At 64.0% G+C, this 23,499-nt stretch carries 12 protein-coding genes and 1 pseudogene; 7 read left to right on the top strand and 6 right to left on the bottom strand.

Going from position 1 to position 23,499, the window contains the following annotated elements:
- A pseudogene (locus ACZYX4_RS06365) lies at positions 1–184 on the top strand (IS110 family transposase); the annotation flags it as partial.
- Between the two features lie 34 nt (positions 185–218).
- Here the strand turns inward: ACZYX4_RS06365 and ACZYX4_RS06360 are convergent.
- The 5 genes from ACZYX4_RS06360 to ACZYX4_RS06340 are packed head-to-tail and all read right to left on the bottom strand — an operon-like array spanning position 219 to position 17,403.
- Positions 219–1,214 (bottom strand): protein NO VEIN domain-containing protein, encoded by a 996-nt coding sequence (locus tag ACZYX4_RS06360; RefSeq protein ID WP_463874571.1) that lies wholly within the window; start codon positions 1,212–1,214, stop codon positions 219–221.
- A 44-nt stretch (positions 1,215–1,258) separates the two neighbouring features.
- Entirely contained in the window at positions 1,259–3,556 is a 2,298-nt protein-coding gene (locus ACZYX4_RS06355) for a 3'-5' exonuclease (protein WP_463874569.1), read from the bottom strand.
- A gap of 1 nt (position 3,557) precedes the next feature.
- Positions 3,558–9,923, bottom strand: a complete 6,366-nt coding sequence (locus ACZYX4_RS06350; protein ID WP_463874568.1) for a DEAD/DEAH box helicase — start codon at positions 9,921–9,923, stop codon at positions 3,558–3,560.
- Positions 9,923–14,542, bottom strand: coding sequence for an Eco57I restriction-modification methylase domain-containing protein (locus ACZYX4_RS06345; protein WP_463874566.1), 4,620 nt, complete (start codon positions 14,540–14,542; stop codon positions 9,923–9,925). Before ACZYX4_RS06345 ends, ACZYX4_RS06350 begins: the two co-directional genes overlap by 1 nt.
- Positions 14,542–17,403: a helicase-related protein gene (locus tag ACZYX4_RS06340; RefSeq protein ID WP_463874564.1), complete on the bottom strand. Its 2,862-nt coding sequence runs from the start codon at positions 17,401–17,403 to the stop codon at positions 14,542–14,544. The genes ACZYX4_RS06345 and ACZYX4_RS06340 overlap by 1 nt, the downstream gene beginning before the upstream one ends.
- Positions 17,404–17,797: 394 nt before the next feature.
- Between ACZYX4_RS06340 and ACZYX4_RS06335 the strand changes: the two genes are divergently transcribed.
- The 4 genes from ACZYX4_RS06335 to ACZYX4_RS06320 all read left to right on the top strand — a co-directional run bounded on the left by ACZYX4_RS06335 (position 17,798) and on the right by ACZYX4_RS06320 (position 20,137).
- Positions 17,798–18,913 (top strand): hypothetical protein, encoded by a 1,116-nt coding sequence (locus ACZYX4_RS06335; RefSeq protein WP_463874562.1) that lies wholly within the window; start codon positions 17,798–17,800, stop codon positions 18,911–18,913.
- Positions 18,914–18,990: 77 nt separating this feature from the next.
- Positions 18,991–19,440 carry a hypothetical protein gene (locus ACZYX4_RS06330; protein WP_463874560.1) on the top strand — a complete coding sequence of 150 codons (450 nt, stop codon included), beginning with the start codon at positions 18,991–18,993 and terminating at the stop codon, positions 19,438–19,440.
- 172 nt (positions 19,441–19,612) lie between these two features.
- Positions 19,613–19,741 (top strand): SIR2 family protein, encoded by a 129-nt coding sequence (locus ACZYX4_RS06325; RefSeq protein ID WP_463874558.1) that lies wholly within the window; start codon positions 19,613–19,615, stop codon positions 19,739–19,741.
- Between the two features lie 48 nt (positions 19,742–19,789).
- Entirely contained in the window at positions 19,790–20,137 is a 348-nt protein-coding gene (locus tag ACZYX4_RS06320) for a hypothetical protein (protein ID WP_463874557.1), read from the top strand.
- A gap of 84 nt (positions 20,138–20,221) precedes the next feature.
- On the opposite strand, the gene ACZYX4_RS06315 is transcribed toward ACZYX4_RS06320, so the two are convergent.
- Positions 20,222–20,902, bottom strand: coding sequence for an NUDIX hydrolase (locus ACZYX4_RS06315; RefSeq protein ID WP_463874555.1), 681 nt, complete (start codon positions 20,900–20,902; stop codon positions 20,222–20,224).
- Between the two features lie 95 nt (positions 20,903–20,997).
- Here ACZYX4_RS06315 and ACZYX4_RS06310 point away from each other — a divergent pair, with 95 nt between their 5' ends.
- Together ACZYX4_RS06310 and ACZYX4_RS06305 are read left to right on the top strand one after the other, a co-directional pair.
- Positions 20,998–21,963 carry an ARPP-1 family domain-containing protein gene (locus ACZYX4_RS06310; RefSeq protein WP_463874554.1) on the top strand — a complete coding sequence of 322 codons (966 nt, stop codon included), beginning with the start codon at positions 20,998–21,000 and terminating at the stop codon, positions 21,961–21,963.
- Positions 21,960–23,456 (top strand): ADP-ribosylglycohydrolase family protein, encoded by a 1,497-nt coding sequence (locus ACZYX4_RS06305; RefSeq protein ID WP_463874552.1) that lies wholly within the window; start codon positions 21,960–21,962, stop codon positions 23,454–23,456. The genes ACZYX4_RS06310 and ACZYX4_RS06305 overlap by 4 nt, the downstream gene beginning before the upstream one ends.
- Positions 23,457–23,499 lie beyond the last annotated feature (43 nt).

Here is a 23,499-nt window from a genome sequence, read left to right as displayed (position 1 = left end):
AGGTCCGCCTGGATCGCCTCCTGCCACGACCCCGTTTCCAAGGCCTACTACGCCCGGAAACGCGCCGAAGGCAAGAAACACAACGCCGCCGTCATCTGCCTTGCACGCCCCCCGCTGCGACGTCATCCACGCCATGCTCCGCAACGGCACACTCTACGAGGAAAAAGCTCCCCAAACCGCTTGACAAAAAACATAGGGACACCCCCGCAAGACCAGACTTAGTCCAGGAAGTATTCGTAGCTCAGCGGTTTCAGGTTCTCGGGAGAGGGCCGCCAATCGGGGTAGACGCTGATGGCGCCGTCTTCGGTGTCGATAGAACCGTCGAGGTGGCGTTCCCACTGGATGTCCGCCACCACAACCAGGTCCGTTGGGCCATAGTCATTGGCGTGTGTAACCTCGTTGCGCGTCAGAATGAACTTCTGGACGTATCCCTGCGAACCCTTGACTTCGATATGACGCTCTTCGTCTCCGTGCTTGGCCAGCAAATCGTAGGACCGGTAGGCGCCGACGTCTTCGACGCTGTACCCGGCTGTTTCGTAGTGAGCAATCGCTTGCCGGACTGCCTGCATCTCAATGGCCTTCTTCAATATCGGGTCAGCACAAAAACCCGCGTAGCGCTGCTTGACGCCGTTCTGTCCCCCGACTGGCGGCGCAACCAGCGGAATGTCGAATCCGCCCCAGTCGCTGTCCGGCAGCAGGTCTGGAGCTGCACTGAGAACTTCCGCCGGAAGTTTCGTCAGGTACCTCTGATTGGGTTTCAAGCCACTGGTTGAGTGTTTCTGAAAAGGGAAAAACATCGTGAACCCGCCACTGACCACGAATTTCTGCTCGAGTTGGTCCTTGATGCCGAGGATGTCGGACTGATGGTCGGCACGCAGATCGGTCAGTAGGTACGGTCGAGGCAATGGAGTGTACCGGGTTAGTGGGATTACGTTTGCCGGTTTGCCTAACCAGTCTCCGGCCCGCGGGCGCAGTCCGCCGGCCACGACGGAAGCGCCGTACATGCCGGATTTATGGCCGCGAGGATTGTTCTTCCCCACCCAATGGAGCACAACATCTCCGACCCGGACATCGTGCATCAAGTCGTAATCAGGTAGATCTGGTGCGATGAGCTCGCTCCCCCATGTGTCAACGTTGACCAGTTCCATCCAGTAGCGCTGTGAGGCGTCACCATCCCACCAGCGCGCCTTTTTCCCAACGGTGCTAACCGCCATTACTCCCCCAAATTAGTTGCGACTGAAATTGATAAGTATCGAAACTACTTTGTACCAAGCAGCTCCGACGGTTTCCCGCTCCACGACACGACGAGTCCGTCTCGCGCTCGGGTTGCCGCAACATACAACAGCGATCGCTCGCGCATAATGGCATCTGCCTGCTCGGCTGGCGCCAAGCCCTTCACCTGATAGGAAGCCGGCAGGGTTTGGTCGGAAATCCCGAAAAGAACGACCCGGGTGAACTCCATGCCCTTGGACCGGTGCATTGTCATCACGGACGGAACACCGGGCAACGTCGGTGCACCCGCCGTCCTGGCTTCGAGATCGCGTTCATTCAGCCCGTTGATGACTTTGCCGACCTGGAAATTGGAGCGGACCAGGATTCCGACGGTCTCCAGCGGCACTCCCTCGACTTTCCACTTCCGCAGATAGTCAGCAAGGTTGTCCAGTTCTTCAGCGATCGAGGCAGAGGCTATTTCCTCTGGCCGCGGCCCTACCCGCGACGAGGTATAGCCATTAATCGACTCCTGATCGCCCTCAATATCCGTAACCGGAGCTCCGCTTAGAAGTCCGACGGCGTAGGCCAGGTTCTGCTGGGTCGTGCGGTAGTTGAGAGTCAACCTGCGGGAACGGCCGACGATGCCGATCCCAAAGCGGGATAACGGGACCTTCTGGCCGTAGATGCGCTGATGCGAATCCTCCGCGATGAAGAGGTCATCCGGCCCCTGCTGGACCAGTTCCCGGAGGAACAGCCAGTGGCCGGCGTGCAAGTCCTGCGCTTCGTCGATCAGCACATGATCAACAAGACGTGCTCCGCTGGCCTCTGCACGCTGGCGAAGCACCAGAGCAGCGAGGTGCGCCAGCTCCACGAACGAGGCATGCATTTCGATCCGGTTGTAGTACCTGTAGGCTTCCACGACTTTCCAGACAGCAAGCCGCTTCGCTCGGTTCAATGCTGTGCCGCGGCCGGCGCGGGGCACCTTCAGATACTCATCCTTGCCGCTGATGAAGTTGGGCAGGATTACCGTTTCGTACTCCTGCTGGAGGAATGTCGGGTTGGCGAGCTCGAGCTCCAGCTGATGATCGACGTCGGCCAAGGCTGACTCCCATTGCTGGCGGGCACTGTCAGCGTCCAGAATCTTCCCCGGAGCAGAGACCTCCAGCCCGAAAAGATCCTTCATGGCGCGGCGCTGCTCGATTTCCTGAGCACCGCGAAACACCTTGCTGACGAGTGAATCCACACCGGAAATATAGATGCCGGGTACTCCGGGCTTTGCCGCCCGTGGAAGATTGGCATCGAGCTTCGACAACCCGCTTTCCAGCGAATCAGCGAGTGTTGTTGTGTAGGTTGTCAGAACGATCCGCGACGCCGGTTCAGCCGCTGCCAGCATCCGGGCGCGGTGGAGTAGGACCACCGTCTTGCCGGTTCCGGCACCGCCGGAGAGACGGAAGGAGCCGTTGTAATGGCGTTCCGAATAGACGCGCTGTTCCGGGTGAAGGAACGTGCGCCAGGAATCGAAGTCTCCACCTTCGATGACCTTTTTGAGCTCGTCGGAGTTGTCACCCACGAATGTGAATTGCATCTTCGTGGCGGGATGCTCCAGGGACTTCCGGATCTTCTCCTCTTCTGTCGCCTGCGGGTCGTCCACGTAGCGGCTCAGCGCGAGCTTGTCCTGGACTTCCTGGACGGAGGTGCCGGCAGCCAACTCAAGGAGCGCAGTCGCCTGCCACTCCGGCGCTTCGTCCAAAACGTCGAGGAGTTCTCCGTCCGAGGACGCCGCGAATGCCCGGCCCACTAGATCTGCGCCGAGGCCGAGTTCTGAAATCAGTTCAGCTGGGACCATGCCGCAACCCAGAAGCGGGCTGATCCAGGCTTCGGGGGTCTCATCCTGACGCGCCCCGGGCTTCTCATCCGGCACCCTAGGCTCGACGTCGGTCTCCGGCGTCGGAGCATCAGGAACAACCGACGCGACGGGAGGAACGCGCAGGCCAGGAGGAATATCGCCGTCGGGCGTCGAGGCCCGGATGACCTCCAGGACGCCGTTGACGGAGTTCACTTGCAGCACGCTGGATCGGGCGATGTCGATTGCCTCGTCGTGCGGCCAGGCGCCGTAGTAGAAGTAGTGCGGGATGGTGTCGAAGGCGACTTTGAAGAGCACGGCCCGGTAGTTGAGGTCGATCCGGCCCGTTCGCACGCGGGGGTCCGCGGGCGTATGCATGGGTTCGATGTGGAGCCCGGGCGCGGTGTCATCCTTCTGGAGCTTCTCGAAGAAGGAGTACACCTTGTTCTTCATGGTGCCGTCGATCTTGTCTTTCTGCTTGATCCATGTCACCAGCGCCATATCAAGCTCCCTTCGTCTTCAGCAGTTCACGAATATCGTCGACGTCTGTTCCCACGGTGGCCCAGCCGGCGGCTTCAAGTTCAGCGCGCCCGTCGTCGCCGTCGAGCATGACGGCGATCCGGTAGTCCGGCCAGGCGATCGAGACCGGTAGGCCGTCCACCTCGAAGCCGAGTTCCGGCAGGACACTGATGTCCGCATTGGCGATCGCCAGCAGAAGGGTCTTTTCGAACACTGTGGCCTGTCCCAGCAGTTCGTTCCAGGCCGGGCTGAGCCCGTCTGACATCTCCAGCCGCGCGGACTCTTCCTCCACGGATCCGCCGGCGCTGACCGTAGACATCACCGACCCGATCGTCAAGCCGATCGGCTTGAACGCCAGGAGGTTGGAGAGCCGAAGCCAATCGCGCCAGGATGCTTCGTGTGAGGGAGAACCGACCGCTGCGGCTCTGTCGTCCAGACACAGCCCGACGGCGATCGTGGACAGACTCTTGGGCGACCCGGCCGCCGCGAACCCCAGACTCCCCGAGCTGTGCGTCCAGGCCGTCACGGTGCCCGCAGGCAGGGACGGCTTAGTGCCCTGGGAGAGCGCCGCCGCGTGCGCGTACATCGCGTCCGCGTCGCCGGGCTCGGGCCGCTGCGCCATCAGCATGAGCGGCACCAGCTCCGAGAAGTTAGCCCAGGCCTCGGGATCCGGCCGGTTGACCCATTCCCAGAGCATTGCCATCGCGTCCCGGCCCAGCAGATCCATGATCCCGGCATTCACGGGATAGTTGGCCATGAGCTGCGCGTTGAGCTTGGCATTGGCCCAGGAAGGCAGCACCACCGGCGCCGAGGGACCGGCTTCGAATGCTTCCACGTCCTGCCACGTCACGGCCCACGGCACTACGGCCCCGGATAGCTCAGAGCTGTGCCGGAGTTTGTCGCGCTTGTTAGCGTCGTCCGCGATTCTGTTGTGTTCCGGGGACGCATGGAAGGTGAAGCCGTCCGTGTAGATCGCCAGCACGGGGAAGTTCGGGTCCGGCGGTCCCTTAAGCAGGAAGTCGGGGCGGGTTCCGGCGACGTCCACCTGCGGGATGAGCTGCCATTGGAATTGCTGCCCGGGGATCCGGAAGGTGATGGTGTCCGCCAGCGCTCCGGGGGTCACCTTCGTGTGTGCGCCCACCGCTTTCAGCCGGTCCATCCAGGCCTTCCGGAACCGCTTTTCCAGCAGCGACTCGATCGAGGTCTCGGCGTCGGGCGCCTCTTCGGTGACAGCCCAGTCGGAGAACGACGGCGGGACGGCGCCATCTATGGCCGCCTCGCCGGAGCGCAAGAGCAGGCCAAGCAGGCGTTCGGCGCTGGCCCGCGCCACCTTATCCACCGTCCACGGATCGGCGAAGGGAAGCAGGCAGTGCTGGCACGCCAGCCGCTCCTCGAAGCGGCAGCTGCAGTCCCGCACGGTCTGCCACGCGGCGTGCAGCAGTTCCCACACACGCTCGGCATTGGCGAACTCGGCCAGGTAGCCGGTGCCGCCGGGGACTTTGTCGTGCAGCATGAGGGCAATCCGGTTCCCGCCGTGCGACGGATCGTTGATCCGCAGCACACCAAGGTGGTCCGGGGCTCCGCCCAGGACTTTCTGGAGACCCAGCAGCAAGGCTGCCTGGAGACTGGGGACGGAGAAGTCGTCGCCGTAGGTCACGTCGAGGGGCAGATGCAGTACTACGCCCTGGGTGTTCAGTTCTCGGGCCAGCACAACTTCCCTGACGCTTTCTTGGGCTGCCTTGCGGTATTTGCACCAGAACCGGTGCTCGGTGGGCAGATTCTCCTTGGAGGACTGGTCCAGCTGGCCGCAGTAGGAGCATAGCCGGAACATGGGTGTCCGGACGTCGTCGCCGGCGATGGTCCGCACTCCGCCGTTGGAGGCGGTCCGGCCTGTGTTGAGCCACCGGATGTCCACCCGGTTAAAATATTCGGCGCCGAAGTCGTAGCCCTCCACAAACCAGCGCTTCTGCAGGTGCTGCGGGTCGATGTCTGCCGCGGCAACAATCGTGAAGCGTTCCCGCACTCGGTTGTCCCGCCGGTCATTGATCGCGGCCTCGTCCCGGCGGACCTCGGCGGAGACCTTCTTCATGACCACGACGTCGAGGACCTGGCCCAGGTCCGCGATGGCCGAGGTGCCGCAGCGCAGACAGTTCTGCACGGCCGCGGCGGCACCGAGGTTAGTCTTGATCCAGCCGCATTGCGGACATACCTGCCATTTTTGGATATGGCTCTGCTGCGGGCCCAGGTCCACGGCGTCGATCAGGATTTCCATGCCCTGCGCGTAAAACGTGGCGCCGGGCGCAAATTCGCTCAAGGCCACCGAAGCGCCACGGTTGTACGACACAGTGTCCGTAACGAACTCCTGCGTGTCCGCGTCCTTCCAGGACATCCCAACGTCCAGGCTGACCGAGTCATCCAGGAGCGTGTAGTTCGGCAGCACCCCGTAGGCCTCCAGGACCGAAATCCAGTACTGACCGCGGAGCTGCTTGAGCTGGTCCCGGATCATCTTGAGCGTGGCTTTGGCCGTCCGAAGGGCCTGGTGCGCGTCGGAGGTTTTGTCGTCCAACCGTTCCGCCTGGGCGGCCGCTGCCTCCAGCTCGGGCAGGGCGTTGCCGATTTCCTTGCGGCGGGCGTCCAGTTCGTCGACGTCGGCCTTCCACTCCCCCGCCGCCCGGACCAGACGACGGCCGAGGCCGCTGGGCTCGCCGTCGTCGTGCCGTGACGCCCACGCTGCAAGGCGGGCGGCGCTGTCGGGGGAAATCCGTTCGCCGAACTGGTCCAGGAAATCGGTGAGATACCCGGTAGCATTCCCCGTGGCGTCCTCGATCAGGTCCCCGATGAACGATCCAGGCGCAACGCTCCCGAGGGCCTGGATGGCGTCAACCGGGTGCGGCCGGCCCACAGCCCGGGCGAAGCGGTCCGCGACGTGGGCTACATACTGGCGTCCCAGGATTTCTTCGGCGTCCAGGTAGGTCGCGGGCGGCCGGACCTCGCCGTTGATGACGGAGAGCGGTTCGTGGAGTTTGGGCAGGTGCTCGCCGCGGCCACGCACGAAAGCGAGGACGAGGGAGTTGCCGGTCAGACGGCCGGCCCGGCCGACCCGTTGCAGGTAGGAGGCTACGGATGTCGGCAGCGAGGCCAGCATCACGCAGGACAGGTCCCCGATGTCGATGCCCATCTCCAGCGTCGGAGTGGCTACCAGGACATTGGGGGCCTGCGGGTTGTCGGCGCCAGACTTGAACTGCGTTTCGTAGAGGATCCTTGTTGCATCGTCAAGCAGCGACGTGTGTTCCCGGGCCACCACCCGCTTGCTTTCGCGTGAGGAGTACAGGTCCCGGTAGAAGTTCCGGGCGTCGGCGGCGTGCCGCTGCAAGGTTCCGCTGCAGCGGACCAGGGTGCAGGGGCCTCCGACCAGCTGGTCGATGACAGTGAGGCTTCCGGGGGTTATGGCCTGGCAGACCCTGCACTGAACGGTGTGCCGCCCTGCGGCCAGATCCTCGGCGTCCGGGACGGAGAGCACGATCTTCTCCGGGTCGAGCCAGTAGACATCGGCGCCGGAGTTTGTCTTGGAGCTGCCGAGGGTTCCGTCGTCTGCAAGTGCCGTGATGAGGGCCTTGGCAAGGTAGCCGCTGTCGGCGGGGGCGACGCCGAGGCAGCGGGCTGTCCATCGTGCGTACCAGGATGCCGAGGATGTAACGCCGTCCAGGTTGTCGGTGGCTGCGGCGGCGTTGCCGATCCGAGGGAAGGCCGGGGCCGGCCGGCCGGAGGGGAACGCGGGCATGCCTTCGCCCTTGGGCCGTCCGCCCCAGATTTGCCAGCGTTTGCCGTCGGTCGCGATGTAGCCCTTGAGCCATTCGTGGTGGACGCCGCCCTGGAGACGGACTCTTTCCACGGTGCCGCGGATCCACTGCAGGAGCTGCTGCTGCGTGGGCACGGCCTCCCCGACCATGGTCTGGTGAAGGGCCGAGTCATAGGCCTTCCGGGCCACGGAGAGCATGCGGGTGGGGTTGCCGGCGTCGGTTTCGACGGCCAGGGACCCGGTGAGCTCCAGGGTCCGGCCGGTCCGGGACTGGAGGCCGAGCTCCAGGAGGGCGTCGAACTGCAGCCGGCGTTTGGCGAAGCGCCGGGCCCGGACGCGTTCCGCCGGGGAAGCCTTTGGGTCCCAGAACGGGCGGAAGCTTTGCCGGTCCACGAATTCGGGGGCGATCAGCTGGTAGCGCGCCCCGGGTGTATCCGCGCGGGAAATCGCGGCGTCAACGAGTTCCGTTAGCGTAGCCGGCTGCTCGCCGAGGGCGCGCCGCAGGGCGGTGCGGAGCGTCATGGTGTGGGATCGGGACTGGACATACCCCGCCCGGTGCGCGGCGTCCTGGACGCTGTCGGTGAAGACGAGGGCTTTCTTTTCCTCGTCGTTCAGGCCCTCGGCGCCGAACAGGTTGGAGATGCTTACGGAGAGCATGGTGGCGATGGCGCTGCCCATAAAGGCTATGCCGTCCTTGGCCAGGCAGGACGGGCAGACGTCCTTCTTGGACTGGTCGTCCGCGTCCTGCCCGGTGAGCATCAGAACGGGAATGACCCGCCCTTCGGCGAGGTCGGCGCTGTCTGCTTTTGGCGGCGTGGTGGAGAGGCCACGGTTGACAGTGTGCAGCCAGTGCAAGCCCTGCACCTGCTCCGAGCCGTCCTGGTGGAATTCGATGATGTCCGCCTCAGCGGCGGCCGAGATGAGAGTCCGGAAGCGCGGGTTGTTGGTGACGCGTGCTTCCCGGATCTTGGAGTCGTCCAGCTCCAGGTCCAGGCCGGTGGGCGCCAGGACGGCGCCCCAGCCGGAACGGCCACAGTGCCGGCAATAGAGCGCTGGCAGGAACATGTCATGAGACTGGTCCACACCGTCGTCCGCCCAGCGGAAGCGCGGGGACGTGTCCACGGCGGCGTCCACGCGGGACATCTCGCGGATCCACAGGTGCGTTTCCACGGTGAGGGCGGCCCTGCCGTAGCGGGCGCGGATGTGGCTGAGCAGTGCGATGACGTGGGAGATGAATTCCTCCGCGGCGTCCGGCCTCACGCCAGCGGGCAGTGAATGGGACGGGAAGACGGCGTTGGTCAGGTCCGAGAGTGCGACGGCGGTACTCGCATGCGTCAGCAGGGCCGCGGTCAGCGGATGCGTGCGCATCGCGTCCAGAAGGTCTAAGGGACGTTCGTCGAAGAGCGCGTCCAGGACGGGCCCGACGACGACTTCCGGGCCGCCGCCGGCCTCGCGCAGCTTCTCGACGGCTTTGTTGGTGGCGGTGATGCCGCCGGCGACGGCATGCAGGTCCCGGCACTGAACGGTTCCGGTGCCGAGCTGGGTCCAGGCCTCCTGAGTGAGCCGGGATTCGGTGACGACGGAGTCGGGTGGGAAGACCTCGCCGAAGACAGTCTCTGCGAAGCGGAGCATCGCATTTGGGTCGCCTTTGCTGCCCAGCGTTGCGGATGTGGCGACGGGCGTGGCCCGGCCAAGGGGCCGGGCACGGTCTTCTTCGCCCAGCCCGTGGGGACGGTCCGTCAGGTCGTCCGACCAATAACTCTTGAGCGTCAGGCCGAGCCGGCGCAGCAGCATGGCCACGTCGGTGCCCTGGGCGCCGTCGTAGGTGTGGAATTCGTCCAGGACCACGTATTGCAGGCTGGTCGCGGACTTCTGCCACAGCGGTGCGTCGGTGTGGCGGAGCAGGAGCATGTCCAGCATTTTGTAGTTGGTCAGCAGAATGTCCGGCGGGTCCTGGTGGAACACGTCGCGGTCGTTAATCAGTCCGTCCCGGGCCACCTTGGTGCGGTTGGTGTCCTTCTGGCCGGTGTAGATGCCGGCGGTGATCCCAGACAGCTCGGAGTGGGTGGTCAGCAGCTCGGCCAGGCGTTTGGCCTGATCATTGGCCAGGGCGTTCATCGGGTAGAGGATGAGCGCCTTGATCCCGGTGATGCCGTCCCGTTTGGAGCGCAGCACGTGGTCCAGGATCGGGTACAGGAACGCCTCGGTCTTTCCGGAACCGGTACCGGTGGTGACCAGCGTGGGCTCCGGGCGACGGCGTGCCCCACCAGTGCCTTTGCTGCTGAGCCGCTGGAAGGCCTCGGCCTGGTGGCCGTAGGGTTCGAAGCCCTCGTACCAGTCCAGGCAGTCTCGCCAGCCGGGCTCGGCGGTTTCGAACGGAAGTCGCAGCCGGACGTAGGCGCCCTTGAAGAGCCCCTGATCCGGATCCGCGAGGAAGTCCTTGATAGCGGACCGCGCGTTCCCGTCCGTCAGAGCGAACGTGGTGGCGAGGTAGTCGGAGAGCCCGCGGCGCAGATCCCCGGCCTGGGTGGTGGGCAGAAGCTCAGACATCAGGGTTTCTCCTCCAGCATGCTCGAGAAGTGCGCGTAAGCCTTCCGCATGTCTTCCTCGCGGTCAAAACTCTGGAACGGGAACTCGAAGACGTAATCGACGCCGCTCTGCGGGTGGGTCCAGGTCCGTTCCTCGAGATTCAAGTTCTCGCCATCCTTCCGGAATCGCCTATTCAAATCACCAGGAATTTTACGACCGTTTGCGTCATATAGATCCGTGTTCTCATACCCAACAAGAACGGGAAAGTAGACCCGGTAGATCGAGCACAACTGCTCAATATCAATTCCGAGCATCAGGGCGGCCAATGCATCCAACTCGACCAACAGGTTACGGCGACTGGAAGCGATTCGTGCCGCTAACTGTAGCTCGAACGGACTTCCCTGAGTGCTGTTCCAGAGGTCCCGGTAATCTTCGGTTAGGAAGTTCAACTCCGCCGCGCGTCGTCCCTGTTCGTTCCTCAGCCGGAAATTTGGATCGAACGGTAGCTTCTCCAGAGAGTCAGGGTTGATCTTTGACGCCCCCGTCACGCGAATCAGGAAGTCTGCCACAAGAGACGAGAGATACCCTGCTATCTGCAGAAGCAGGCCATCACTTCCCTCCGTTGCAAACCCCAACGCGTTGACGTTGTCAACGTGAGTCGGGCCAGGTGGGATGATTGCGGGCTGGAGACTTCGGGCATTACTAACCCCGGCCATTCGGCGCCACACAAGCCGATAGCGGTCCTGAGCGTTTACGGACCGGGCATCCCCCCATTTCGTGTATTCGTTACGAAATTCGGCGAGGTCGCCGACGGGTTGATAACTGGTACGAGGGATAAAGTGCGGCAGTAGCTCTTCTAGATCGATTTCTGTCCAATCTTGGTTGCTACGCATCGAAGGGTTTGGCTGCTTCACAAACGGGTTAGCCAGCGTGAAATGGGGGCCCATAAGGATCGCCTGGCTCCAGCTCTCGACCACCGCGGATCCCACGTCAAATCGACCGCGACGCCGGTCTGCGCCCTCATCCCACCCCCGCGAAATCTCGAAACCTGCCAGCGCTAGTCTTGGTACGACTGCCACCTGCTTGAGCAACTGTGAGCTCGCACGATTAACTGGGTAAAGCATGCGGGCTTCAATAGGGGGCGTTCCTGAGTCGTCAACCATGTCAGCCCACACAGCGAGGACTGATTCGTCGACGTCAATAATCCGTTCCGCGTGAGGCCGGGTATCCCATTTACCTTCTCCATCTTTAAGACCAGGTAAATCGCCGACACCGCTGTGCATTTCCGATCGTGAGACAGTGTCGGGATGATATAGGGAAGCGGCCATACGGAATTTTGCAGCCGCCTGCTCGATTCCGTACACGTGGACGCCGAAGCTGACACCATCATGGATTTCGGGGAACAGGAACATCGCATTCCTAAATTGCCAGTGTCGACGAAGTCGCCGGTAGCTGGCTGCTCGCAAATCCCCTGCGCGCTTTTCGCTGAAGTGAGATTCGGGGTGGATAAGCGATACAACCCCCTTCTCGGACGCAGACCTCCAGGTCCGCTCCATGAACGATCGGTAGAGGTCTGGCCGAAGACCTGACACGATCGGATACACGCAGGAAGACGAGAGCATCACCCGTAAGCCGATTATTGTTGCCGCTTGGCTACACATGTAGTCGCGTTGGTAGGGGTTGGCCTTGGCTTCGGCCTGCTTCTTGCTCACAAGTGCCTGCGACTGCCGGGCGTTCAACTGCCACCAGGGATCGTACTCCGCGTATATCGCACGCTCATCCCAGTCGGGTCTTACCCAGGGCGGGTTACCCACCTGAAGATCAAATCCTCCGCGTCCAAATACAGGTGCGAAGTCCAGCTCCCAGTGGAAGAACCCCTGATCGGCGGCGATGTTCTCGCACACCTGCAGCCATCCGTGTTGTTTCTTGGCGATGTCAATGTCGGACGCCAGGGCGAAGCCGAGGTCGGACCGTTCGGCGTCGTTCAGTTCTTCCCAGGACGAGGAGGCACCAAAGGTCTGCTGCCCTGCCATCTTGGACTCTTTGCCCTGCAGACCAAGAATCGCTTCCAGCGCGGCGAGCCATTCGTCCAGGGTCGGCGGTGTTGCCCCGCCTGTCGCCCGCTCGGTCAGTGGCCAGAACCACAGCGCATTCCAGGCATCCATGACACGGCGGAGTCGCTGATAGGCGCCGTTCGGGTCGTTGAGGGTCTGCTCAATCTGCTCGCGGGTGACGGCCTGGGCCCGAGTGCCTGCATCGCCGGGCTCGACAACCGAGGGGTGTTTGCCGAAGTAGTCGATGTTCCGGCGGGCCTCGGCCTCGGCGACCTGGAGCCGGCGCAGCGTGAGCTTCCACAGCGATTCCGCGCGGCGGCCGAGGCCGACAAGCCGTTCGACCTGGGTCTTGCTGGGTTTGGACTTGATTTTGGTACGCCAGGCTTTGAGCTCCCGCTGGGCTTCCCCTGCCAGGTCCTTGACCTCCTTGGCGTCGGCGGCCGCGCCCCAGCCCTCGGCCGGGAGCAGGAAGTGGTGGACGCGGCCCACTGCGTTGGGATCGTCAGTCTCGGCGGTCATGGCCTCGACGAGCCCGGTCAAGGGCGCGTCCTGCGGTGGAGTCTTCAGCCACGACTTGTCGTTGACTGACTGCCGTGAGTAGGTGGCCCGGCGGGCGCCGATCAGGGAGTTGCCGCGGCGAAGGCGCAGCCCGAACCACGGCGCCTGGAGGTCCTTCACCATGGTGTCGAGCCAGAGCGAGACTTCGGCGAGTTCCACCGCTGTCGAGTTCAGGTCCACGCCGTGGACCTGGTGCAGGGCGATCTGAGCCTTGACCTTCTGGAGCTCCTGTGGGTATTCGTCCGCGGGGATCCGGACGTCCAGCTCATCCTGCTTGCGCTTCAGGTACTCGTCGGCGAGCTGTCGGACAGCTTCCAGGGCGAACGCGCCGGACCCCAGGGCCGGCTCGCAGACCGTCAGGTTCAGGATGTCGTCGGCTGCGGTCTTTTGCTCGTTCTGGTCCAGCAGTTCTTCGAGGGCCTGGGACACGACGAACTTGGTCAGCACTTCGGGGGTGTAATAGGAGGCGGATTGCTGGCGTTCGCGGCCGGCGAGTCGGAAAACAAAGGAACCCGCGGGGTGCAGCACCGGGCGCCGTTCCCCCGTTCGTTCGTCCACTTCCACCACGAAGTGCTTGGCGTCAATGGACTCGGAACGGTCCACCGGGACTACCCAGGAACCCTTGTCCGGGTTCCCGTCTTTGGCCACCTCGTGCAGGGGCTCGGCAGCGATGAACCCCGTATAGGACATCAGGCCCTCGTAGACGGCCCCGAGCTGGTTGATGCCCAGTTCCGCGTATGAAATGAAGCCGCGATCTTTGCCCTTGGTTTCCTTGCTGAGCAAGAGGTGTTGCAGGACTCGCTGTAGCTCTGCGTTGCTGAGCCTGGTGTCGTTGATGAGGGACGTTGCGGCGTCGTGGAAGAGGTCGGCCTTGAGCGGCTGGAAGACCAGGCCTTCGTTCTCGCCGGAGGCATCCTCGGAGGGGCTTGCCCCTCCCGGAGCGTGGCCGTTGTCCACCAAGTGAAAAAGCTGCGCTAGCGATTCGTAAATGTGGGTGCCGCGACGGGACTCCGGGGACTGGATGTTGACCAGGGTCAGTTCCCGCAGTCGGTCGAGACCGTAGCCCTCGTTGTATTCGCCGGCTCCGACCGGGAGGACGCCCATCTCCGGGGAGGCCTCCGCGTAGAGCAGAAAGAGGATCCGGTAGAGGAAACGCAGGGACTGGCGGGCCAAGACCTGACCGTCCACGTCTTCGACACCCAGACCCGCTGCACGGCGGCGGTCCAGGACATCGTTGGCGATGATTTCGATGGAGCGGCGGATGCCTTCACGCAGGTCCTGGGAGACGCCCACGGTGTGTTTGACGGAGGCCTCGAGAACACCGTCCCACCAGATGGAGCCGTCCGGCGTCGGCATGAGGGAGTCGCGGCCGAAGATCGCCACGAAACGGTCCGTCTCGGCGTCCTTCTTGGTGTCGTTGCGGTCCGCGACCAGAAGCGCGTCCGCGGCCAGGTAGCGGCCCTCGGCCCAGCGTTCCTGTTCCGTCAGCACCAGCCAGCGGCCGGCCATAATCACCACGAACTTCGGGGCTTTGTCCGAAAGGTAGGCCTCGGACACGGCCTTCGCCACCGAGAGCGCTGGGGACGGCTCCTTGCCGTCCACCAGAACGCGCCCGAGCGGAAGCACAGTGGAGAGCACGTCTTCTAGCGCGTCAGCGGGAGCGGCCTCGACGAGCAGGACCTCGGAGCTCTCCGTCGTCCACACGCCGGGGACGAGCGTCTCGGTACCGCTGCGCTCGAAGGTGACGGACGCCGTCGGGCCCTTAAAACCGAGGGCGCCGCGCAGGATTGCGTAGGCCTCGGACGCAGCCGCCGGGTCTTCCGAGAGCCCGGCCAGCACGATCTGGAGGCGTCCGCGGACCTCGGCGAAGCGGGTCGGGGTGGTGGAGTGGCCATCCTTGGCTGCCTGGTCCCAGTTCTTGCGGAGTTTGACGACTTCGGCCTGGAAGGATTCCTTGGTGGAGGCCGTGGTGAAGAAGTGTTCGCTAATCCAGTCTTCGCCTACAACGATTGAATCAAAGGACGGCATTACTGGTCAGCACCTTCCGGGACGGCGGCAGGGGTTGCGCGGGGAACGACGATCAGGAGGGGGCGGACCAGGCGTTGGGCGGGGGCGAGCGACTCCGCGATGCGCTGCTCCTCGCTGACACGCTCGCGTTGCTTTTTCACTTCCGCCCGCTGAGCGAAGTCGAAGGACAGCTGGGTCCAGCCCGTGGCCCGGTCCTTCCAGGCCTGCAGGCGCTGGTTGGCAGAGTTGGCGGCTGCCTCGAACGTTAGCTGCATGGTCTGCCGGGCGCTCTCCACCGCCTGCGGCAACAGTGCCTGCAGCCCGTTAACCGTGACCGGTCCAGGGTTGGTCGCCTTGGCGTCGACGCCGATGCTGCTCAGGTGCGCACCCAGATCCTCGAGGGGTTCGGAGAGACAAAACGTCGGGTTGGCGGGGTCGGGGAAGTCCACCGCGATGAAGGCTTTGGAGACCACCTGCCCGCGGCGGTTCATCAACGTTCCCATGAGCAGGACTTGGGCGGCGTCCACGTCGCCGCGTACCACGAGGACTTCGCTGCGTGACATCGAGGACAGGGCCCGGTCGCTGGCCCAGTCCAGGACGGGGTGGAGCGGGCCCAGGTAGTGGGCCTCGGGCCAGCTCATGTCATCGGATTCGCGGGCGCGGTTCAGTTCCCGGGTGCCAGCGTCGACGGTCGTGGCGAGTTTAAGGCGCTCGGTGACGCGCCGCTCCGACAGGTAGTCCTGCGGGAGGTAGCCGAGGCGGTGCTGGAGGTCGACCGGCGGGTTGAGCTCGGCGAGGCCGTGGCCGGCGTGGACCGTCCAGCCGAGGACCTTGTGCGGGTCACCGAAGGCCTCGTTGAGGGCCTCGTCAAGGAAATCCAGGTCCGTGGAGTAGAGACCGAGCGGTTTCTCCACCGGGATGGCCTCCGTTTCCCCAGCTTCCTGCAAGGCCTCGAAGTCGAGGAAGTCCCAGAGGTCGCCCGAGTCCGGATCGGCGTCGGGCACTCCGACAACGTCCTCGAAGTTCTTCTTGCCGAGCAGGACGTCGCGGATGGCGTCTTCCTCTTGCTTGACGCTGTATTGCCCCATTAGGGAGGCGACGTCGTTGAGGACGGCGTGGGCCTCGTACTCGCGTTCCATCAGGCGCGTCAGGACCTTGATGTCGCCGGAAAAACGGGTGTTGTGCGGGTTCAGGAGCAGTGTAGTGATCTGCGGCTTCTGGCGCTGGCCGAACCGGTCAATGCGGCCGTTCCGCTGTTCGATCCGGATCAGGCTCCAGGGGATGTCGAAGTGGATCAGGTGATGGCATTCGGAGTGCAGGTTCACGCCCTCGGATGCGACGTCGCCGGTGACCAGGACGCGCAGCGGGCTGTTTCCGCGCTTGAACTGGTCCACGATGCTTTGCTGCTCGACGTCGCTGAGGCCGCCGTGCAGGAGGCCGAGGTTTTCCGGCTTGAGGCCGAGGGCCTTGGGCAGTGCTTCCTGGAGCCATTTGAGGGTGGCGACGCGCTCGGCGAAGACAACTGCCCGCATCGGGGAGCCTTTGCCGACGCCGATCTTCTTCAGGTAGCTGACGAGCTCGGTGTACTTGGCGGAGTCGCCGGTGTTGGCGGACTCGGTGAGCTTGGTGAGGCGTTTGAGGGCTCCGGTTTCCTTGGCCTCGGACGGTGAATCGGCGTCGAGCTTCCTGAGTCGCTCGGTGACGGTTTCGAGAAGCGCAGCGGGGCTGGAGAGGAACGCCTTGGCAAGGATCCAGGAGAACAACGCACCGTTCTGGCCCGAATACGGTGCCGGCTTGCCTTCCGGGTAGAGCCAGACGTCGGAGAGCTCCTCGGCGATAGCGTTCTCCGCGGCGGAGGCGGAGACGAGCCTGTTGTCCGGTTCTTCGCGCTCGGCCCAATCCGCGCCGACTTCCTGAGCGACCTCGGGGCTGTGCCGGTGCCGGCGGATGATGAGGTTCTCCACGTGATTGGGGTCGAAGGTGCCGTCCGGGCGGACAGCGGTGGGGTCCAGCAGACGCAGGATTTCCGCGAACGATTTGTTGCGTCCGTTGTGCGGGGTGGCGGAGGCCAGGATGAGGGCTTCGGTGTTCGGAGCGAGTACTTGCGCGAGCTCCCCTGCCAGCGCCTGGGTGTTGGTGACGTTATGGGCCTCGTCGATGACCACAGCGTCCCAGTGCAGTTTGCCGAGTTGGGCCCGGTAGCGGGGGCTCTTCAACGTGTCCATCGAGATGATGGCCCGCTTGTAATAGGTGAAGGGGTTGCGCGTGGCCGGGAGCTTCTGCCGGACCTTCTGGATGCCGGCAGAGTCGAGGCGGACGAACGGCAGAGCGAAGCGGCACCAGAGCTCGTGCTGCATCTGCTCCAGCACGTGGCGCGGGGTGACGATCAGGATGCGTTCGCCGCGGCCGCGCTTGACCAGCTCGCTGAGGATCATGCCGATCTCGAGGGTCTTGCCTAGGCCGACGGCGTCGGCGATCAGGATGCGCGGGCGGATGTTCTTGGTGTCCAGGGCCTTCGCGACGGCGATCTGCTGGTACTTGAGGTTCCGCGACAGCATGCGGGTGGAGACAGTCAGGTACTCCGCCGACTGCGGCGTCGGCGTCTTGCGGAGGGTGGTCTCCAGGAACAGGCGGGCCCGGCGGTAGTTGGGGGTGTCATCGGCCACAACCTTGGACTTGGCTGGGTCCACAACTTCGATGGTGTCCAGCGCGGAGTAAAAGGCGGCCGTAGTGTCCCTGACAAGCTCGCTGAGGCCCTGGACCCTTATGAGGGTGCCATCTACCGATTTCTCGACGCTGGTGACGAGCCAGTCCTCGTCCCGGACACGGACCACCGAACCGGGTGCGACGTTGAGTTCCCGGTGTGTGGCTGTAACTGTCAAGACCTGCTCCTGTACTTCGTGGTTCCCCAATACCATCAACAGAGCTTATGCGGGCCGCTAAGAGGCTGGTGGTCAACCAAACATACTAGAGGCACGGCAACCGCTTGCCTGCCCTGCCGTGATTCGCGATCGGGCTGTCCGCACGATGTCATCCCTGCATGGGACACTTTTCTCAATTCGATAACGAAAGCAGGTCTAGGTGCAGCACGGAGGTAACGACTTTGTGCCGGAAACCAATGCAGGTGCGGAAAACGATCAGAAGTGGCAACTTCAATTTGTCAAGTGCCCTCGCCCCGACGGGGATGACGAGCTCTTTCTCGTCCGCTACATCATTGGTGGGTCCGCTAGCTGCCAGTACCGTACAGACGGCCAGTGGCTCAACACTTCTCAGCCCATGGATGAGGACGCCTGGTTCTTTCTAAACGCACCGGGCGACGAATGGTCTCTATTCGATTTATCTCAATCTGATGAGTCCGGCATCGGCGTAGAGGTAGGCTACCTAACCGAACAAGCCGTGGCGTGGTACGACCATGAAGGCGAAAGATCTGCTATCGCCTACGAGATTTTTGGCACGAAAGAACAGCAGTTGTTCGTTCGCCGCCTGGCTGGGAGCTCTTATCTCGAAGTTGAGCTCGCTACTCAAGGCCTCCTGTGGAACCGCAGTTCGGAAGGCCAATGGACGCTCAAGGACGACCTCGCGTTGGGTAAGCGTTTCCAGCGATCTGTCCTAGTCGAACACGCCCGAAATTTACTTCAAGAGTCTTCGTCTCACTTTCCACGGGCCAGTGAAGGAGCGGCCCGCGACTTTCGAATTGCGGCCGCCCTAGCTCTTGGCGCTCCCTTTCGGGTTATCCCAACTTTTGATGCACTGCTGTTTCGCTTGGTTGACGAGAGCAAGCTCACCTGGGAATCTGTTCGTCCAATTCTGACCTGCTCTGCTGAAGCTTCGCTGATAAGTAATGAAAAAAATGACGAGGTTAGCGGAATCGCACTGCAGTCCGGCTCCCGCACGTGGCTTCGACACAGAGAATCTTGGGTGCGAGTCGAAGGGAGGCCCTCTTTCGGACGACTCCTCCTGCCGCTTGCCATCGATAATCTAGCTGAAGCGGTCGACTGGTGGGACTGCGTTGAAAGCGTTGATGGAACGCGGTCCACGCCACCACACTTCTCCAGTTCTTCAGTCCAGTTCGTCTCAGACGACGATCCCGGTCGGGTGCCCAACTTTTCCATACGGGACCTTGTACGTGGGTCCATGGACACCGGGTACGGCGAAGCCCGCCGCGCCGGGGTTTGGGAGCACGGATACTGGCCTGTTCTCGACTACGAGAATCACCTACCTGCTGACGAAGGCGATCCAACCCCCTGGGGCGGCGAGTATCTCTACAGTGTCGACAAAAATTTTGAGCTTTTTGCGACCAAGTTCTGGGACTTGTATAGCGACGACAGTTCAAAGGAAGGTCAGCAGGTGACCGCGTACGATTTCGCGCAGTGGATTGCGAGCCAAACGTAAGTTACTGGAATCGCACGCCGCGAACGACAGAATCTGTAGAGCAGTAAAGGGAAGGGAAAATTATGCTATCGAGATTTGTGACGTGGGGCGACATGAAAGCAACGCATCGGCATTTTCTTGGCACTGACTTCATTGTGTCTATCGATCACTTGACCAAGCGTAGCATTCTGAAATCGGGATACTTCAAGCATGATGACGAGTTCTACTACGATTTGGCCCCAGACTCGGTAGTCGAAGCCAGACTGGAGCGATGGCCTCGACTCCCACGACCTGGAGATCATGAAGAATACTTCGTCACCATGAGTACTAGCGCGACAGTACTCCTGGTGCTAGTACTCGTAAATGACGAAAGTTTCTACTATCGGAACGACGCCAAATGGGTTTATGTCGGACCGGGAGATAACGTCACGGGCTTCGACGAGGGCACACTCGTGCCCGTTTCCGAACGGATAGTGGACTTTTTCGATTACGCGGAGTCAAACGAGTTCGGTCTTATCGAGGAAAGCATTGAGATTCTCAAGATCTGACTTAAGCCCGCGGCGTTGCCCGACCTCGCGGCAACGAGCGCGCTGTTAGCCTGATCGAGCGATAAGTTCGATCTACATGGGGGAAAATAATGAAAGCCGGCGACGTTACTCTGGGGCATGTCTTCGCAGCTGACCACCACCTGGTAGTGCCGCTATTTCAGCGCCCCTACGTGTGGTCCCAGGATGCCAACTGGGAACCATTGCCGCCCTGGTAAAGGCCCATCTCATAACTCATCACTTACTCTTCGTGGGCTTCGGACAAACCGATGATCACTTCCATGAGATTGTTCACGATGTTTGACGGGCGCTGCCGGCCAAAAAAGGAGGGGATCGATTCGGATCAGCCCTAATGCTGGAGCAGGATGGGATGCGGGAGAAGCTTTGGGGAAAGCACCTCAATTTGATCAATATGAAGAATCCGGATGCATCGGAGTTCGGCACCGACGAACCAGCCAGACGGCTTGAGATTTTCTTGGACGCACTCGTCGCGCACTCTTCACACAGCCACTCATTCCTTTTGGCTCCGCACTATGGCGAGGGCCTCACGGAGGAAGAGTCGGGACTCAGGGATGCTTTGCTCAAAGTCGCCAGGGTCTCCGCTGCCGGCGAGGCCAGCAGTGTCACGCCGGTCGTCCATCGGATGCTTCGGGAGCTCGGCTGGGAAGGTCCGAATTTGACGGCCCAAACAGACGAATAGCGGGTCCGGCTGCTCGTTATTGTCACTCAAAACCTGCCCCCCGCCCCGTACGCAAACGGCATCCTGCCAATGCACTCAGTCCAGCTACTGGACGGTTACGATCCCCCGCACCCACAACCGCGAAGGCCTCCCCCGCGTCCCGTCCGACATGTCCCCGGTCCCCGTGAGCTTCGGCTCCATGAACCGCCGGAACGTGTCGCGCATCAAAGTGTCGCCAGCCACCGCCTCATGCAGCTCACGGAGATCCTTCAGGGTAAACGGCTCATCCAGCAGCGCCCCCGGGTCCGGCTCCTCCGCGTAGGCGGCCTGCAGCCACTCCACCGCCTTCGCCACCATCTCCGCATGGCCGTACGGCAGCCCGGCGATCAGCTCCGGTTCCCCGGTCACCGAAGCCAGCCGGACGCCGTCGGACGCCAGGGCCTCTTCCAAGGCCGCCAGGGGCACCACATCCACGTGCGCCACGGACAGCACCCAGCCGCGGTCATCGCGCCCGGGCTCGTCGAAGACCTGCAGCTGGCGCGGCACGCGTCCGGAGATGCCGGCCTTCTCCCGGAGGGACCGCAGCACCGCGTCCGCGAGCGTCTCGCGTTCGCGCAGGAACGTGCCGGGCAGCGCCCACCGTCCGTGCTGGTCCGGTTCCTCCCGCTTCACGAGCAGCACACACACGCTGCCCCCGGACACTGTGAGCACCGCCGTATCCACCGCCACCGAGGGGCGCGGGTAGTCGCGCAGGGACATGCCGGGGCCTTTCGTTGAATCCTTCACACGATCATTTATCGCAGTCTTGCGCTAAAGATGCAAGCCGTGCATACTGAAGTCAATTAGCGCAGAAATGCATTAAATCAATCTGGAGTTCCATCATGAAGGTTCCACAGCTCCACGTCGGCGCCGGCAGCAGGCTCGGCCCGCTGAGCATCTTCCCCGTCTGGACCTCCGGGTCCGGCAGCCTGGGCATCAGCACCGGCACCCACGCCGACGTCGCCGTCACCGAGCTCGCCAGCGGCGCCCAGGTCGCCCGGCTCACGGTCACCAACAACGGCCCGCACCCGGCGCTGCTGCTGGAAGGCGAGCTGCTCGAGGGCGGGCAGCAGCACCGGACCTGCGCCCGCGACGTCGTCCTGGGCCCCGGGGAAACCCGCGACATCGACACCTTCTGCGTCGAGGCCGGCCGCTGGGAAGCCGGGGAAACCAGCCACCGCCGGCAGGCACGGCGCGCCCCGCTGAACGTCTGGTCCGAGCTGGCCATCGGCCCCGGCGGCCAGCGCGGAGCCAACCGTCAGGCCCGCATCTGGGAGCGGGTCCGACGCTTCGACGCCGCCCGCGGCGCCTCGGTGACCAGCTCCCTGCTCGAGCACCTGGACCAGTTCAAGGAGGGCCGGAACGTGCGCAACCGCTTCGACGCGGCGGACGCTCCGGATGCACTGGACGGCCAGCGCGGCGTCGTGCTCGGGCTGGGCCAGCAGCCGCTGCTCCTGGAGGTCTTCGGCACCGGCACGCTCTTCCGCCGGCACTACCGCCAGCTGATCGATTCCGCGCTGCTGGACCTGGAGCTCCTCCCACCCCAGGCGCTGGCATCCGGTCCCCTGCCGGGCCAGCGGGCCCGCGACTTCGCCGCCCACGTCCAGGCGATGGACTTCGGAACGTTCGACGGCGGCGCCGCGGCCCTCGAGGTCCGGAACCACGGCGCCCTCCGGAGCCGCAATGTCTCCCGTGCCGCCGGCGCGGTGTCCGCCGCGGGGATCGCCGTCGAGCTTCCCAACCGCCGCCCCCAGCTGGCCCACCTGACCGGCTGGAACACCACACACCCCCTGATGGAGATGGCATGAAACTGACCCCTGTGCAGAATGACCGCGCGGCCGGCGTCCTCGTCGCCCTGGCCGCCGGTGATGCCCTCGGCGCCGGCTACGAGTTCGGCGCGCCGCTGCCGGACGGCTCCGAAGTCACCATGAAGGGCGGCGGGCCGTTCGGGTTCGCGCCGGCCGAATGGACCGACGACACGTCCATGGCCATCCCGATCGCCCAGGCATCGCTGGAGGCGGCGTCCGACGCCGGATCCTCCTCCCCCGCGGCGCTCACCATGATCGTCCGCGCCTGGACGGCCTGGGCCGCCGAGGCCAAGGACGTGGGGGACCAGACGAGGTCCGTCATCGCGGCCGCCCGCCGGCTCGCCGCGGCTGCCGGCCGGGGCACGGTCCACGCGGCCGACTTCAGCGCCGCGGCCGCGGAGTTCCATGCCCGCACCGGCCGCAGCGCCGGCAACGGCTCGCTGATGCGCACCGCGCCGCTGGCCCTGGCGTACCTGGACCGGGACCCGGCAGAGCTCATGGCCCAGGCCGGGGTGCTCAGCGCGCTGACCCACGCCGATCCTGACGCGCAGGAAGCCTGCGGCCTCTGGTGCGTGGCCATCCGCGCGGCCGTCCTGACCGGGCAGGTCGATGTCCGGGCCGGGCTGCCCCTGCTGTCCGCCGACCGGGCTGCGGTGTGGCTGGAGCGGATTGAGGTGGCCGAGCGCTGCCAGCCGCGGGACTTCGCCAACAACGGCTGGGTGGTCGAGTCGTTCCAGGGCGCCTGGAGCGCCATTCACTTTGCGGGCTTGTCTGCGGCGGGCCCGGCGCACCTGCGGGCTGCGGTGGAGGACGCCGTGCGCGGCGGACGGGACACGGACACTGTGGCGGCGATTGCGGGCGGCCTGCTGGGTGCCGCCTACGGTTACACGGCCGTGCCGTTCGAATGGCGGCGGCGCCTGCACGGCTGGCCCGGGCTCCGAGTCCGCGAGCTGATGATGCTCGGCATGGAACTAGGCCGCGGCGAGGGCCGCCGGCCCGCGTCCTGGCCGCGCGTCGAGCGCCAGGACTACAGCAGGTGGGGCCGCACCGATGCTTTGGTCCGGCACCCGCACGACGCCGGCGTCTGGCTGGGCGGCGTGGGTTCGCTGGGTCGGGTGGCCGAGTTCGGCATCGACGCCGTGGTGTCCTTGTGCCGGCTCGGAACCGGGGATGCGCCGGCCGTTGCGCTGGAAGACCACGCCACGTTCTGGATCGCCGACTCCCCCGTCGAGGAGGACAACGCCCACGCCGCGTTCGTGCTGCGGGACGCCGCGGCCGCCGTCGAACGCTTCCGCGCGGAGGGCAAGACGGTGCTGCTGCACTGTGTCCGGGCCGAGTCCCGGACGCCGACCGTGGCCGCGCTGTACGGTGCGCAGGCTGCGGGGATCACGCCGCGGGAAGCACTGGCGGATCTGCGGCGGGTGCTGCCGGGGGCGAACCCGAACCCGTTGTTTCTTCGGGTCCTGGAGGAAGCCGAACCAGCCCGGCGATGAAGACGGATGGGGCCACGGCCGCGGATGCCCAATAATGTCCGAC

Source organism: Pseudarthrobacter leeuwenhoeki, assembly GCF_055412885.1.
This window is presented reverse-complemented; position numbering and strand designations above follow the sequence as displayed.

Coding starts and splice junctions, on each gene's coding strand:
- ACZYX4_RS06320 (WP_463874557.1), top strand. CDS start 19,790: ATGCTGGAGCAGGATGGGATGCGGGAGAAGCTTTGGGGAAAGCACCTC.
- ACZYX4_RS06350 (WP_463874568.1), bottom strand. CDS start 9,923: ATGTCTGAGCTTCTGCCCACCACCCAGGCCGGGGATCTGCGCCGCGGG.
- ACZYX4_RS06305 (WP_463874552.1), top strand. CDS start 21,960: ATGAAACTGACCCCTGTGCAGAATGACCGCGCGGCCGGCGTCCTCGTC.
- ACZYX4_RS06360 (WP_463874571.1), bottom strand. CDS start 1,214: ATGGCGGTTAGCACCGTTGGGAAAAAGGCGCGCTGGTGGGATGGTGAC.
- ACZYX4_RS06335 (WP_463874562.1), top strand. CDS start 17,798: ATGGATGAGGACGCCTGGTTCTTTCTAAACGCACCGGGCGACGAATGG.
- ACZYX4_RS06310 (WP_463874554.1), top strand. CDS start 20,998: ATGAAGGTTCCACAGCTCCACGTCGGCGCCGGCAGCAGGCTCGGCCCG.
- ACZYX4_RS06355 (WP_463874569.1), bottom strand. CDS start 3,556: ATGGCGCTGGTGACATGGATCAAGCAGAAAGACAAGATCGACGGCACC.
- ACZYX4_RS06345 (WP_463874566.1), bottom strand. CDS start 14,542: ATGCCGTCCTTTGATTCAATCGTTGTAGGCGAAGACTGGATTAGCGAA.